Origin of the sequence: Klebsiella sp. GG_Kp146 (genome assembly GCF_040061975.1) — a bacterium.
GTDB classification, from domain to species: domain Bacteria; phylum Pseudomonadota; class Gammaproteobacteria; order Enterobacterales; family Enterobacteriaceae; genus Klebsiella; species Klebsiella quasipneumoniae.
Genome location: NZ_JBEAHA010000021.1, coordinates 12,618 through 26,654 on the forward strand (window position 1 = coordinate 12,618; position 14,037 = coordinate 26,654).

The following is a 14,037-nucleotide window of genomic DNA, read 5'->3' on the forward strand; positions in this document are numbered from 1 at the left end:
TCAGCCCAGCTTGCCTTCGGCCAGCCACTGACGTAATTGTTTCTTATCGACTTTGCCCACCGGCGTCAGCGGCAGCGCGGCAACGCACTCCACGCGGTCCGGCAGTTTAAATTCAGCCACTCCCTGCTCGCGCAGGAAGCGGCGCACCGCGATGGCGCGCAGCGGCGAGGTCGCCACCAGGTAAGCGCAGCTCTTCTCGCCCAGCAGGTTGTCTTCAATGCTGACCAACGCGGCGTGGATCACCGCCTCATGGCGCAGCAGCAGGTTTTCGATCTCTTCGGCGGCGATCTTCTCGCCGCCGCGGTTGATCTGGTCTTTTTCCCGGCCCTGGACGGTGATATACCCGTCTTCATCGATCGATATCAGATCGCCGGAACAGTAAAACCCGTCGGCGTCAAAGGCTTCCGCGTTATGCTGCGGGCTGTTGTAGTAGCCGCGGAAGGTGTACGGCCCGCGGGTCATCAGGCGGCCCACTTCGCCGCGCGGCAGCGGGTTGCCGTCGGCATCCGCCACCCACACTTCATCGTCCGGGCACATCGGGCAGCCCTGGGTATGAATGATCCGCTCAGGGCTGTCATTAAGGCGGGTGTAATTCACCAGCCCCTCCGCCATGCCGAACACCTGCTGCAGCTGGCAGCCAATTTCCGCCGGGATGCGCGCGGCAAGGGTCGCCGACAGGCGCGCGCCGCCGACCTGCAGCAGCTGCAGCGACTGCAGCTGGGCATTGCCGCCCCATTCATGGATCGCCTGCAGCCACAGGCTGACCGCCGGCGGCACCAGCGAGGCGACGTTGATCTGATGTTTTTCAATCAGCGGGAAACAGAGGGTGGCGCTGGGGTCGGCGGCGAGGATCACCCGCCCGCCGGCGAGGAAAACGCCCAGCGACCCCGGGGAGCTCATCGCATAGTTATGCGCCGCCGGCAGCGCGTTGAGGTAGCGCGTCTCAGCGTTAATCCCGCAGATCTCGTTGCTGCGGCGAATGCTGTAGTCGTAGTCGTTATGGGTACGCGGGATCAGCTTCGGCGTCCCGGTGCTGCCGCCGGAGAGCTGGAAAAAAGCCACTTCGTCGGCAGGGGTTGGGTTAGCGATAAAGTTATCCGCCGGGCGGTTAATCTCCGTCGCCAGATCGCGCTCGCCGCCGTCGTTACGCAGCAGCGCCACGCGCAGGGAAGGATGTTCAGCGATAAACGCGTGAAGAAAGCTATCGTCGGTAAACAGCGCGTGCTCGCGGTCGGCGATCAGCAGCGCCGGTTTAATCTGCGCGGCGTAGGCGTTAAGCTCGCTGCGCTGGTGGCTGAACAACGCGCTCACCGGCGCGACGCCGATGCGCAGCAGCGCGAAGAAGGTGATGTAAAACTCGGCGACGTTGCCCAGCTGCACCAGCGCGGTTTCCCCGCGCTTCAGTCCCTGACGCTGCAGAGAGCAGGCAAGGTTGTCCACCCGCTGGTTAAACTGGCGGTAGCTAATGTGTCGATCGCCATCGATAATCGCCACGGCGTCGTTTTCCGCGTGACGGGTGATCAGATTGGTTAATGGCAGATCCTGCCAGTAGCCTTTTTGGCGATAGCGGGCCGCGAACTCATCCGGCCAACGGGTAAATGCAATCATCCTTGCCTCTTAATTCAAGCCAAATACGTTAAGCATGGTGGTCAGTTTGACGCCGGTTTCGCGCCATTCGCCCAGCGGCGAGGAGGCTGGAACGATGCCCGCGCCGGCAAACAGGCGCAGCGTACGCTGCTGCAGACGCGCGCAGCGGATGGTCACCACCCATTCGCCGTTGCCTTCATCGTCACACCAGCCGACGATGCCGCCGAACAGCTGGCGGTCGAAGGGTTCCAGGTCGGCAATCAGGCGCTTCGCCGCCTGGTGCGGGAAGCCGCTGAGCGCCGGAGTCGGGTGCAGCAGGCAGGCCAGCGACATGGCGTTTTCTTCCGCCAGCGCCGTGCCCTCGATCGGCGTCGCCAGATGCCAGAGCGTCGGGGTGGTGATCAGCTGCGGCGATGCCGGCAGCGACAGCTGGCTGCTGCGCGGGCCCAGCACGCTCTTCATCGCCTGGGTCACCAGTTCATGCTCGTGGCGATCTTTGCCGGACGCCAGCAGCCTGTTGCCCGCTTCGCGGTCCAGCACATCGTCCGGCTGGCGGCGGGCGGAGCCGGCCAGCGGCAGCGAGCTGAAGTGCGGTCCTTCTTTACGCAGCAGCAGCTCCGGGCTGGCGCCCAGCAGCACGCCGCCGTCGGAGAGGGGCACATGGAAGTTGAAGCTGGCGGGGTTCTGGGCGATCAGTCGCTCCATCAGGGCGCCGCTATCGACAGGATCGCGGGTGGTGATATCGATAAGTCGTGATAGCACCACTTTGTCCACTTCCGGCGTGGCGGTCAGCGCGGCGGCGCGTTCCACCATGGCTAAAAACGCATCCTGTTCCGGGATCTCCCGGCGCTCCACCACCTCCATCGCCTCCAGCGGCGCGGCATAGCGGGCGGAACGCTGTTTTTCCGGGCGCGAGAACGCTTCCCAGCGCTCCGGGATATAGAGCTCGGAAGGCTGACAGGTGTCGAACGGGATGGCCCCAACCATCACCGGCTTGCGGATCCCCGCCGCCCGGGCCTCGGCAAAGGCGGCGGCCATCTGCTGCTGGAACTCGCCATTCAGCGCATCGCCGCCGTCGGCGGGCGCTGAGAAGCGGCGGAAGCAGCCTGAGGTGCTAAAACTGCGGTACGGCGACATAAAGAAGAAGCTGTCCGGCGATAAGGTCCGGGTAGATTTCTGTACATCCTCAGCCAGTGACGTTTCCATATCATCCTCCAAAAACGATAAATATATTACGAATAATTATCATTTGTATTTTGGTTGGCTAACCTAAAAGGTATTGCCCGTCATGTCAACCGCGTTACGTCATCGCGCCGCCACTTTGGCTTGCATCCTGTCGGCGCAAAGTTGAAAATGAGACGCATTTATTACCCTTCGAATCAGGATGCGATGACGTGAACTTCTCTTCTTTTTACCGCCGCGGTGCGCTGGCCGGGATGCTGTTGTTTTTAGGAATTACCTCAGCCCAGGCGGCGGACTGGCCGCGCCAGGTCACCGACAGCTACGGGACGCACACCCTGCCGAGCCAGCCGCTGCGCATTGTCTCCACCAGCGTGACCCTCACCGGCTCGCTGCTGGCGATCGACGCCCCGGTGGTCGCCAGCGGCGCCACCACCCCGAACAACCGCGTGGCCGATAGCCAGGGCTTTCTGCGCCAGTGGAGTGAGGTCGCCAAAGCCCGCAAGCTGACGCGGCTGTACATCGGCGAACCGAGCGCGGAAGCGGTGGCCGCCCAGATGCCAGATCTGATCCTGGTGAGCGCCACCGGCGGCGACTCCGCCCTGCCGCTGTACGATCAGCTCAAAACGATCGCCCCGACGCTGGTCATCAACTATGACGATAAAAGCTGGCAAACGCTGCTTACCCAGTTGGGACAGATCACCGGCCATGAGCAACAGGCCAGCGCGCGCATCGCCGACTTCAATAAACAGCTCGTTTCGTTAAAAGAAAAAATGAAGCTGCCGCCGCAGCCGGTCACCGCCCTCGTCTATACCGCCGCCGCGCACAGCGCCAATATCTGGACGCCGGAATCGGCCCAGGGGCAGATGCTCGAACAGCTGGGCTTTAGCCTGGCGACGCTGCCGGGCGGCCTGCCCGCCAGCCATAGTCAAGGCAAACGCCACGATATCGTGCAGCTGGGCGGGGAGAACCTGGCCGCCGGTCTGAACGGCCAGAGCCTGTTCCTGTTCGCCGGCGACCAGAAAGATGTCGATGCCATTTACGCCAACCCGCTGCTGGCGCATCTCCCGGCGGTCGAAGGCAAACGCGTTTACCCGCTGGGCACCGAGACCTTCCGTCTTGACTACTACAGCGCCCTGCTGGTGCTCCAGCGTCTCTCCAGCCTGTTCGGCTAACGCGGGCCGTGCCATCGGGACGGGAACGCAGCCTGAACGCTTTGCCGGGCGGCGCTGCGCTTGCCCGGCCTACTGAGCTTGCACCGGCTTGCCGTATCGTAGGCCCGGTAAGGCGCAGCCGCCACCGGGCATCAGGACGGGTACGCGGTCGGAACACCTTGCCGGGCGGCGCGGCGCTTGTCCGGCCTACTGAGCTTGCACCGGCCTGCCGTACCCCAGGCCCGGTAAGGCGCAGCCGCCACCGGGCATCATGACGAGTATGCGGTCGGAACGCTTTGCCGGGCGGCGCTACGCTTGCACCGGCCTACTGAGCTTGCACCGGCCTGCCGTACCGTAGGCCCGGTAAGGCGTAGCCGCCACCGGGCAATCACACCGTACTCAGCTTTCGTTGACTATTTCCGGGCGCTGGAAACGGCGCAGCTCGCGTAGCAGCCCCACCAGCAGCACGCCGACGAGGGCCAGCGTCCAGCCGCTGGCGCTGGCGGAAGCGATCGGCGTCATCACCGCCCCTAACCCGCCGAGCAGCGCCGCGCCGATGGCGTCGCCGGTAACGTTCTGCGCGGTCCACAGACCGTTAATTCGCCCGAGCATATGTTCCGGCGTCTGGGTCTGGATCAGGGTGTACTGCAGCAGCGAGCTAATAGCGCTCAGCCAGCCAAACAGCGCCAGGCACAGCGCGCCCAACGCCCAGTGCGGCATCAGGCTGAACAGCGCAATGGCGACAAAGGAGCACACCGTCGTCGCCAGCATCAGCGCGCCCGGCCGCACGGTCTGGGCCAGCTGGCCGCTGGTCAACGCCCCCAGCGCCGCGCCGAGCGGAATCGCGGCGTACAGCAGGCCAATCTGCCCGGCCGACATCTGCCAGCTCCCGGCCAGCGCCGGATAGAGCACCCGCACCGCGCTGGCCATGGTCAGCAGGCCGCCGAGCAGCGCAATCCCGCCGATAAGCGGACTCTGGCAGAGGAAGGTCAGCCCCGCCAGCAGGGAACGCAGCGGATGCTCGCGCGGCTGCGGAGGCGGCGGCAGCTGTGGCAGACGCAGCAGGGTTAAGGTGGTGATAAAGGTCCCCGCCGCCGCCAGGCCGAAATTCCAGGCCACGCCGCCGGAGGCCAGCAGCAGGCCGCCGATCATCGGCGAAATCACCGAGCCCAGGCGCACCGTGAGCATAGTGATGGCCCCGGCCTGCATCAGATTTTCCCGCCCCACCAGCGCCGGCGTCGCCGCCAGCAGCGCGGTCACCCCCAACGAGGCGAAGAACCCATCCCAGATCCCCAGCAGGTAGATCGCCGCCAGCGACGGCTCCGGCAGCAGGGCGTTCAGACACAGGCCGACAAAGCCCACGCCGCAGGTGCCGCGCGCCAGCAGGATCAGGCGTTTGCGCTCATAGCGGTCGGCCAGTACGCCCCCCACCATCAGGCCAATAAACATCGACGCGCCGGTCAGCGTCACCGACAACCCGACCTGCCAGGTCGAATGGGTCATCATCTGGATCTGCACCGGGATGGCCACGCCCAGCAGGCCAAGCGACAGAATAGAGATAAAGCGAGCGATAAAAACGGCGCGAAACGCCGGGTGAGTTTTCAGCAGGCTGAGGTTGAGCAGCCAGGATTGTCGGTTCATTACAGCGCCTTGTCGTTATTTTTAATACCCTTTTTACTGTGGGTCATGCTACCATAGCTGAATAAAATCGATAACGATAATTACTATCATTATCATATCAGGGATGTCAGTTATGTCGTTTTCTACGACCGCGGTACGCTCTGTCGCCGTGCCCGGATTGTTGCTGTTACTCGCCTTAGCCGCCGCGCTTAGCCTGACCATCGGCGCCAAATCGTTGCCGATCGGCACGGTATTCACCGCCTTTAGCGGAACCTGTCAAAGCGCCGACTGCACCATCGTGCTGGACGCGCGCCTGCCGCGCACCCTGGCCGGTCTGCTGGCCGGCGTCGCCCTCGGCCTCGCCGGCGCGCTGATGCAAACGCTCACCCGTAACCCGCTGGCCGACCCCGGCCTGCTGGGGGTCAACTCCGGCGCCAGCTTCGCCATCGTCCTCGGCGCTGCGCTGTTCGGGATCACCTCCCCGCAGGAACAGCTGCTGCTGGCGTTTTGCGGCGCGCTCTGCGCCTCGCTGCTGGTGGCCTTCACCGGCAGCCAGGGCGGCGGCCAGCTGAGCCCGGTGCGCCTCACCCTCGCCGGGGTCGCCCTCGCGGCGGTACTGGAGGGGCTGTCCAACGGCATCGCCCTGCTCAACCCGGACGTCTACGATCAGCTGCGCTTCTGGCAGGCCGGTTCGCTGGATATTCGCACCCTGCAAACCCTGAAAATTGTCCTGCTGCCGGTGGCGATGGCGGGGATCGCCGCCCTGCTGCTGAGCCGGGCGCTTAACAGCCTGAGCCTCGGTAACGATACCGCCACCGCCCTCGGCAGCAGCGTCGCCCGCACCCAGCTGATCGGCCTGATTGTGATTACCGTCCTGTGCGGCAGCGCCACCGCCGTGGTCGGCCCGATCGCCTTTATCGGCCTGATGATGCCGCATATGGCCCGCTGGCTGGTGGGGGCCGATCATCGCTGGTCGCTGCCGGTCACCCTGCTGGCCACCCCGGCCCTGCTGCTGTTTGCCGACGTGATTGGCCGCCTGCTGGTGCCCGGCGAACTGCGGGTATCGGTGGTGAGCGCCTTTCTCGGCGCGCCGGTGCTGATCTGGCTGGTGCGGCGCCAGCCGCGCGGAGGTGGCCTGTGATTGCCCCGTCCCGCCGCCTGATAGCCAGCTGTCTGCTGCTGATGGCCGCCAGCCTGTTGATTTCCCTGCTCGGGCTGGCGCAAGGCCCGGTGCCGCTAACGATTGACCAGGTCTTCTCCGCCCTGTTCGGCGACGCGCCGCGCAACGTCGCGATGGTGGTGAACGAATGGCGGCTGCCGCGGGTGTTAATGGCGCTGCTCATCGGCGCCGCGCTCGGCGTCAGCGGCGCCATTTTCCAGTCGCTGACCCGTAACCCGCTCGGCAGCCCGGACGTGATGGGCTTTAACACCGGCGCCTGGAGCGGCGTGCTGGTGGCGATGGTTCTCTTCGGCCAGAACCTGACGGCGATTGCCCTGGCGGCGATGGCCGGCGGGGTACTCACCTCGCTGGTGGTCTGGCTGCTGGCCTGGCGCAACGGGATCGAGACCTTCCGCCTGATTATTATCGGCATCGGCGTGCGCGCCATGCTGGTGGCCTTCAACACCTGGCTGCTGCTGCGCGCCTCGCTGGAGACCGCCCTTTCTGCGGGCCTGTGGAACGCCGGATCGCTTAACGGCCTGACCTGGGGTAAAACCTGGCCGTCGGCGCCGCTGATCCTGCTGATGCTGGTGGGCAGCGCCCTGCTGGTTCGTCGGATGCGGCTGCTGGAGATGGGCGACGATACCGCCTGCGCGCTGGGCGTGCAGGTCGAGCGTTCGCGCCTGCTGCTGATGCTGGTGGCGGTGGTGCTCACCGCCGCCTCGACGGCGCTGGCAGGGCCCATCTCATTTATCGCGCTGGTGGCGCCGCACATCGCCCGCCGCCTGAGCGGCACGGCCCGCTGGGGATTGACCCAGTCGGCCCTGTGCGGCGCGCTGCTGCTGGCGCTGGCCGATTACGGCGCCCAGCGGCTGTTTATGCCCTGGCAGCTGCCGGTGGGCGTACTAACCGTCAGCCTCGGCGGTATTTACCTTATTGCATTGTTGATTCAGGAGTCCCGCAAAAAATGAGTGCTGTCCCCTCCCGTTTGCGCGGCGAGCAGTTAACCCTGGCCTACGGGAACAAGACCATCGCCGAGTCGCTGAACGTGACCATCCCTGACGGCCACTTCACCGCCATTATCGGCCCCAACGGCTGCGGCAAGTCGACGCTGCTGCGCACCCTCAGCCGTCTGATGACGCCGGCCAGCGGCCATGTCTGGCTCGACGGCGCGCAGATCCAGCAGTACGCCAGTAAAGAGGTCGCCCGCCGCATCGGCTTGCTGGCGCAAAATGCCACCACTCCTGGCGATATTACGGTGCAGGAGCTGGTGGCCCGCGGGCGCTACCCGCACCAGCCGCTGTTCACCCGCTGGCGCAAAGAAGATGAAGCGGCGGTGAATAATGCGATGCGGGCCACCGGGATCAGCGACCTGGCGCTGCAGAGCGTCGATACGCTTTCCGGCGGCCAGCGGCAGCGGGCGTGGATTGCGATGGTGCTGGCCCAGGAGACGGCGATTATGCTGCTGGATGAGCCGACCACCTGGCTGGACATCAGCCATCAGATCGACCTGCTGGAGCTGTTGAGCGAGCTGAATCGCGAGAAGGGCTATACCCTGGCGGCGGTGCTGCACGATCTTAACCAGGCCTGCCGCTACGCCACCCACCTGATCGCCCTGCGCGACGGTAAGATCGTCGCCGAGGGGGCGCCGAAGGAGATCGTCACGGCGGATCTGATTGAACGGATTTACGGTCTGCGCTGCACGATCATTGAGGATCCGGTGGCGCATACGCCGCTGGTGGTGCCGCTGGGCCGCCGGTAATTTCCCCTTTCCCCGGCTTGCGCGACGCTGAGCCGGGCTACCTGCTGTAGCCCGAACTCAACCGTTATCCCAGAATCTCCCTGACCACCGGGCCGATGGCTTCAAAGGCCTGCGGGGAGATAATGTCGACGTGGGCGCAGTTCTGGCTGAACACCTCCAGCTCGCCCACCCACGGGCCCCATACGACCTGCGGATCCATCCCCGCCTGCCGCGTCTTCTCCGCCACGAACAGCGTCGCCTTGCCGTCAAACTTCGCGCTGTGCGCGGTGGTTAACAGCCGCACCGCGTCGGCATAGTTGCCTTCGATGGCGCTGAACAGCTCGCCGGAGGCTTGCCCCTGCTGGGCGGCGAGGAACGCTTCGCGCTCGCGGGCAATTTCCGCCAGCACCGCCGGATCCAGCCCGTTCGCCTCTTTCTCCGCCCAGTTTTGCGTCTCCGGCGGCCAGGTATCCAGCAGGCCGAGGAAGGCCACCGCTTCGCCGCGCTGGCGCAAGCGGGCGGCAATGCCCTGGGCTAAGGTACCGCCGAGCGAATAGCCGAACAGGTAATAAGGACCGTGCGGCTGCTGCGCCAACAGCGTTTGCAGATGATGCTCGCACACCTCGTCGAGGCTGGCGGCGCCGGCCATCGGCCCCTGCGGGCGCGGCGACTGAATACCGGTAATCGACCAGCGCGGGCTGAGATAGCGCGCGAGCACGCTGAACTGCCAGGCGAAGCCGGAGGCCGGATGGAAACAGAACAGCGTTGGGCCGTCGCTCTCGCGCAGCGGCAGAAGCGCATCCAGCCCCAGGCGCTGAGCCTGCTCATCGCTGAGATCGGCGGCCAGCAGCGCGCTCAGTTTGCCCACCGTCGAGGCCACCATCACCTGCCCCGGGGTCACCTGCCGCGCCAGCTGGCGGCTGAGCTGCGCCGCCAGGCGCATCGCCAGCAGCGAATGGCCGCCGAGGGCGAAGAAATCGGCGTCGATATCATTCACCTCGCAGCCCAGCAGCTGACTGAAGGCGGCGGCGACAACGGTTTCCATCCCGGGCTCCGGCGGCCGGCCGCTGCGCTCGCCGCCGAGGGTCGGCAGCGGCAGCGCTTTGCGGTCCAGTTTGCCATTGGCGCTGAGCGGCAGGTCGGGGAGTTGCATCAGCACCACCGGGACCATATGCGGCGGCAGCTGTTCCGCCAGCCGCGCTTTCAGCGCCGCGGTATCCAGCGGCAGGCCGGAGTCAGAGACCAGATAGCCCACCAGCTGCCGGGCATCGCCGCCGGTCGCCGCCGCCTGGTTGAAGACGCAGGCATGACTCACCGCCTGCGCCACGTCCGGCAGGGCCGACATCACCCGGTCAATCTCGCCAAGCTCGATGCGCTGCCCGCGGATCTTCAGCTGATCGTCGCTGCGGCCAAGATACTCCACCGCACCGTTCGCCAGCCAGCGCGCCACGTCGCCGGTGCGATACATCCGCTCGCCGGGGGCAAACGGGTCGGCGATAAAGCGGCTGGCGGTGAGGTCCGGACGCCCCAGATAGCCCTGCGCCAGCTGAATGCCGGTGAGATAGAGATCCCCCGCCACCCCCGGCGGCACCGGGCGCATCGCGGCATCAAGAATGCGCAGCCCGGTGTTCCATACCGGCCAGCCAATCGGCACGCTGCTGCCAGTCACCGCCGCCAGCTCAGGCCCGCAGGCCGGATACCAGCTGACGTCCACCGCCGCTTCCGTCGGGCCGTACAGGTTATGCAGCGGCGCGCCGGTCAAGCGCTCCCATTCGCGGCACAATTCTGTCGGCAGCGCTTCGCCGCTGCAGAATACCCGCCGCAGCGTGCGGCAGGCGGCCACGCTGTCGGCATCCAGCGAGGCGACAAACGCCGCCAGCATCGACGGCACAAAGTGGGTGGTGGTCACGCCGTAGTGGGCGAAGAACTGCTGCATCGCCTGCGGGTCGCGGTGCGCCTCCGGCTCGGCCATCACCAGCTGCGCGCCGGCGATAAACGGCCACCAGAACTCCCACACCGAAACGTCAAAACTGCACGGCGTTTTCTGCGCCACCACGTCGTCGGCAGATAACGGATAACGATCCTGCATCCACAGCAGGCGGTTGACGATGGCGGTCTGGCCGACCATCACCCCTTTTGGCCGCCCGGTGGAGCCAGAGGTAAAGATGATATAGGCGGTATGCTCCGGTTTTGACAGCGCCAGCGGCGCGTCATCCGCAACGGCCAGCGGCTGCTGGTAGCAGAGGCTCTCCAGCCCGGGGATATCGCTGAAGCGGGCCAGCTGATCCTCCGTGGCGATCAGCAGCGACGGCCGGGCGTCTTCCAGCATCATCCGCAGGCGGTCGTCCGGGTAGCCAGTGTCCAGCGGCAGCCAGGCGGCTCCCGCTTCGACAATGCCGTGCAGCGTCAGGGTCAGGAACACCGAGCGCGGCAGGGCCACCGCCACGCTGTCGCCCGGCTTCACGCCGCGCTGACGCAGCAGCTGCGCGAGCGCCACCACCTGCTGACGCATCTCACGATAGCTGAACTGCCAGTTAGCATCCGCCAGCGCCGGGGCATCCGGGGTCTTCCGCGCCTGGTCGGCCACCAGCGCGCTGAGGGTGGTGGCGGGCAGCGGCATAGCGGTATCGTTGACCGCCGCCAGCCGGGCCTGCTCGTCGGCGGAGAGCATCTCCGCTTCGCCGCAGCGTAGCGTCGGATCGGCGGCAAACTGCGCCAGCAGCGCGGTCAGTCGCGCCATGTGGCGACGCAGCTCGGCTTCATCGTACCGGGCCTTGTTAGCGAGGATCTCCAGCGACAGCCCGCCGGTCTCATCCGGGAACAGCGCCAGCTCGAGATCGTTGACCGGGCCGGTGGCGAGGGTGTGAGTCACCGCCTCGACGCCGTCGATATCCACCTGGTAATCAAAGACTTTGACGTTCAGCACCGGGCCGAACAGCGGTTCGTCCCCGGCCGCTTTGCCGCTGTCGCGGACGATCTGCTCGGCGTCATAGCGCTGATGGCGGCGCATCTTTTTCAGCTGCGCGGCGAGGCGCATCGCCAGGTCCGCCAGCGTCTCCTGGGCGTCAATATGCACCGCCAGAGGCAGGACGTTGAGCACCGGCCCCGTCGAGGTCAGCGCCGCTGAGCCCATCCGGCGCATAAAGATAAAGCCCGCCGCGTAGTCCATCCGGTTGCACAGGCGGCCCAGCCACAGCGTGGTGAGCGCCAGCGCCAGGTCAGCGGGCTGACACTGCGGCGCATGGCCGGCCAGGCGGCGGAAGGCGTCGGCGTTCATCGCCAGCTTCATCCGCCAGATATCGCTCCCGGCGGCGCGCCCGCCCAGCGGGGCGGCAGAGAGCGAGGCGGGAGCCGGTAACGCCTGGCGCTGGGCCTGCCAGAAGGCTTTATCCCTCTGCCAGGCCTCGCTGCCGGCGTAGCGCTGGTACTCGTCCACCACTTCGGCAAAGGGGGTGAAAGGCGATTCCGGGGTGGTTTCTCCACGCTGCCAGGCGCGGTAAATGGCGGCGATCTGCCGGGTAATCGCCGGGAAACTGAAGCCATCCACCAGCAAGTGGTGATAGCGCTGATACCAGTACCATTGGTCGTCGCCGACGCGTAGCAGCTGATGGAACACCAGCGGGTTGCCGCCATCGACGCGCAGATCCTGCGCCAGATCCGCCTGCATCCGCTCCGTGGCGGCGCAATGCGGATCCGGCGCCGTACGCAGGTCAACGATCGGCGGTTCGCCAAAGGTGCGTTCCGCCGCCAGCCACTGCCAGACTTCCCCTTCCTCTTCCTCAAAGCGCAGGCTGAGGGTATCCGCCTGCTGCAGCCCGGCGACAATCGCCTTACCCAGCAGCGCCGGGTCGAGCGCGCCGCGCAGTTCAACATAGTGGGCCACGCTCCAGGCGCCAGGCAGAGTGGAGAGGCGCTCGGCCATCCAGATCCCCGGCTGCGCGGCAACCAGCGGTAAACGAGTGGTCATGGTCAGCTCCTTATGCCGCATGATGGGCGGGGGTCAGTGTCGGCCAGTTGGCCGCCAGCCAGGCGTTGCACGCCTCGACCGACTGCGGAGGGCACACCACCGTCCAGCCGGCAGGCAGCGCGCAATGCCCCGGCCACAGGCTGAACTGCCGCTGGTCATTGCGCAGAATGTAAAACTGCCCTTGCGGATTGTCGAAGGGGTTACTGAATTGCATATCAAACTCCTGTCGTAAAGCGCTGTGCTAAGGGGGCGACAGCAGAGGCTGCCAGAGCTGGATCAGCCCCGCCGTCAGCCCGCCGCGCCAGCAAAGCGCATCATGCCCGCCGTCAACCTGACGCCAGAAAATCGTCTGCTGCGTTGTGGTAAGTTGCGCCAGCAGCGCCTGGTTGGCGCGAAAAATAATCGGTTCACGCTGGCCCGCTTCCAGCCAGATGCGCAGCCCGGCCGAGGACGCCTCGCCCTGGCGGAGACGTTCGCCGATAAAGCCCGTCCCGCTGCCATCGCGATGCGGCCACCAGTAGGAGCCTGACTGGCTGAGCACGCAGCCAAAGCGCTGCGGCCAGTTGAGGGCGGCGAACATTGCCGCCAGGCCGCCGAAGCTTTGCCCGGCCACCACCGTCCGCTCCGGGCGGTCGCTGAACGGGACGTGACCGCGGACCAGCGGCAGGAGCTCCTCCTGCACCGCCAGCCAGAAATCGCGATGACAGGGCAGCTCAACCCCGCGGCGCTGGTTGTCGATCGCGTCGATCAGCAGGTAGACCGCCGGCGGCAGCCTCCCCTCGCGGGTCAGCGCGGCCAGCGGCGACCACACCGGCATGCTTTCGGCCCAGAACTGGCCGTCAAGCAGGATCGCCAGGGGCCGCGTTTGCGGGTCGACGGCCTCGCCGGGGGTGTAGATCCAGACCCGGCGATGGTTGCCCAGACGCGCGCTGCGCCACTCAAGGCAACGGGCGGGAGGATGCGCCTCATTAAGCTGATCCCAGCCGGGCTGCGCCGGCGCCTGCGGCATCTCCAGGGCGGAGACTCCATGGCCGCGTCCGCCCCGCCAGCTGTGCGGGTTCAGCGGATCGGCTATCGCCCGCGGCAGCAGTTTGCGCCAGCCTTCGCGCAGCAGCGCGCGGTCCGGCTTATCGGCGCTGAACACCTCAGGGGAAAAATCATCATCACGGTCGGAGGGAATAAAGCAGTAGCTGCCGCGCCAGGTCGGCGACAGCGTGGTTCGCCAGCACCAGGCGTCGGTCCCGGGCAGACGTTGCAGCGATTGCGGTCGCGCATTTTGATGGTGGTCGGTCACGCCGGTGATATAGAGCCATACCCGACGGCGTGGAGAACGCGTTTCATCCCCCACCGGATCCCGCCACCAGAACGTCACCTCGATGGCGTCATCCACCGCCCGGGACTGCGGTCCCTGCAGAGTTCGCCACCACTCCTCGCTTCCTGTCGTTAACATTCAGTCATTAACCCTATGTATCGCGTGACTTTTTTAATTAATTGTCATTCTTTATTGATAATATTATTGATAACTATTTGCATTTGCAATAGCGTATTAGCGCGCCGTGGGAAGCGCGTCTTTCACAACACATGTCGAAGAGAGCTTATTCAGCTAGCGACGGAGTGCCTTTGCCCTCTT

10 protein-coding genes are annotated in these 14,037 nt (G+C 65.7%); 4 read left to right on the plus strand and 6 right to left on the minus strand.

Going from position 1 to position 14,037, the window contains the following annotated elements; genetic code table 11:
- A complete protein-coding gene (gene entE, locus ABLU95_RS19790; RefSeq protein ID WP_348880261.1) occupies window positions 1-1,608 on the minus strand; it encodes a (2,3-dihydroxybenzoyl)adenylate synthase EntE in 1,608 nt (535 codons plus the stop codon).
- Between the two features lie 9 nt (window positions 1,609-1,617).
- Complete coding sequence (gene entC, locus ABLU95_RS19795; protein ID WP_048334357.1) at window positions 1,618-2,793, minus strand: isochorismate synthase EntC; 1,176 nt, start codon at window positions 2,791-2,793, stop codon at window positions 1,618-1,620.
- 188 nt (window positions 2,794-2,981) lie between these two features.
- On the opposite strand from entC, the gene fepB reads away from it, so the two are divergent.
- Entirely contained in the window at window positions 2,982-3,941 is a 960-nt protein-coding gene (gene fepB / locus ABLU95_RS19800; protein WP_032455076.1) for a Fe2+-enterobactin ABC transporter substrate-binding protein, read from the plus strand.
- A gap of 378 nt (window positions 3,942-4,319) precedes the next feature.
- Here fepB and entS read toward each other — a convergent pair whose 3' ends face one another.
- Window positions 4,320-5,561: an enterobactin transporter EntS gene (gene entS, locus ABLU95_RS19805; protein ID WP_348880262.1), complete on the minus strand. Its 1,242-nt coding sequence runs from the start codon at window positions 5,559-5,561 to the stop codon at window positions 4,320-4,322.
- A gap of 112 nt (window positions 5,562-5,673) precedes the next feature.
- Here entS and fepD point away from each other — a divergent pair, with 112 nt between their 5' ends.
- From fepD to fepC, 3 genes are read left to right on the plus strand one after another with little or no spacing between them, the layout of a single operon-like run.
- Complete coding sequence (gene fepD, locus ABLU95_RS19810; RefSeq protein ID WP_348880264.1) at window positions 5,674-6,681, plus strand: Fe(3+)-siderophore ABC transporter permease; 1,008 nt, start codon at window positions 5,674-5,676, stop codon at window positions 6,679-6,681.
- Window positions 6,678-7,670 carry an iron-enterobactin ABC transporter permease gene (fepG, locus tag ABLU95_RS19815; protein WP_004147521.1) on the plus strand — a complete coding sequence of 331 codons (993 nt, stop codon included), beginning with the start codon at window positions 6,678-6,680 and terminating at the stop codon, window positions 7,668-7,670. The genes fepD and fepG overlap by 4 nt, the downstream gene beginning before the upstream one ends.
- Complete coding sequence (fepC, locus tag ABLU95_RS19820; RefSeq protein WP_032455067.1) at window positions 7,667-8,461, plus strand: iron-enterobactin ABC transporter ATP-binding protein; 795 nt, start codon at window positions 7,667-7,669, stop codon at window positions 8,459-8,461. Before fepG ends, fepC begins: the two co-directional genes overlap by 4 nt.
- Window positions 8,462-8,525: 64 nt before the next feature.
- Here the strand turns inward: fepC and entF are convergent, their stop codons facing one another.
- From entF to fes, 3 genes are read right to left on the minus strand one after another with little or no spacing between them, the layout of a single operon-like run.
- Window positions 8,526-12,407 carry an enterobactin non-ribosomal peptide synthetase EntF gene (entF, locus tag ABLU95_RS19825; RefSeq protein WP_348880267.1) on the minus strand — a complete coding sequence of 1,294 codons (3,882 nt, stop codon included), beginning with the start codon at window positions 12,405-12,407 and terminating at the stop codon, window positions 8,526-8,528.
- 10 nt (window positions 12,408-12,417) lie between these two features.
- On the minus strand, window positions 12,418-12,621 hold the full coding sequence (locus ABLU95_RS19830; RefSeq protein ID WP_032455062.1) for an MbtH family NRPS accessory protein: 204 nt from the start codon (window positions 12,619-12,621) through the stop codon (window positions 12,418-12,420).
- A 27-nt stretch (window positions 12,622-12,648) separates the two neighbouring features.
- The gene (fes, locus tag ABLU95_RS19835) at window positions 12,649-13,857 is read right to left on the minus strand and encodes an enterochelin esterase (RefSeq protein WP_087775897.1); all 1,209 of its coding nucleotides are present in this window, start codon (window positions 13,855-13,857) and stop codon (window positions 12,649-12,651) included.
- Between the last annotated feature and the right edge of the window lie 180 nt (window positions 13,858-14,037).

Excerpts from the sequence above, each read along its gene's own strand:
- entE (WP_348880261.1), bottom strand. The coding sequence starts at position 1,608 with ATGATTGCATTTACCCGTTGGCCGGATGAGTTCGCGGCCCGCTATCGC.
- entC (WP_048334357.1), bottom strand. The coding sequence starts at position 2,793 with ATGGAAACGTCACTGGCTGAGGATGTACAGAAATCTACCCGGACCTTA.
- entS (WP_348880262.1), bottom strand. The coding sequence starts at position 5,561 with ATGAACCGACAATCCTGGCTGCTCAACCTCAGCCTGCTGAAAACTCAC.
- fepD (WP_348880264.1), top strand. The coding sequence starts at position 5,674 with ATGTCGTTTTCTACGACCGCGGTACGCTCTGTCGCCGTGCCCGGATTG.
- fepC (WP_032455067.1), top strand. The coding sequence starts at position 7,667 with ATGAGTGCTGTCCCCTCCCGTTTGCGCGGCGAGCAGTTAACCCTGGCC.
- entF (WP_348880267.1), bottom strand. The coding sequence starts at position 12,407 with ATGACCACTCGTTTACCGCTGGTTGCCGCGCAGCCGGGGATCTGGATG.
- ABLU95_RS19830 (WP_032455062.1), bottom strand. The coding sequence starts at position 12,621 with ATGCAATTCAGTAACCCCTTCGACAATCCGCAAGGGCAGTTTTACATT.
- fes (WP_087775897.1), bottom strand. The coding sequence starts at position 13,857 with ATGTTAACGACAGGAAGCGAGGAGTGGTGGCGAACTCTGCAGGGACCG.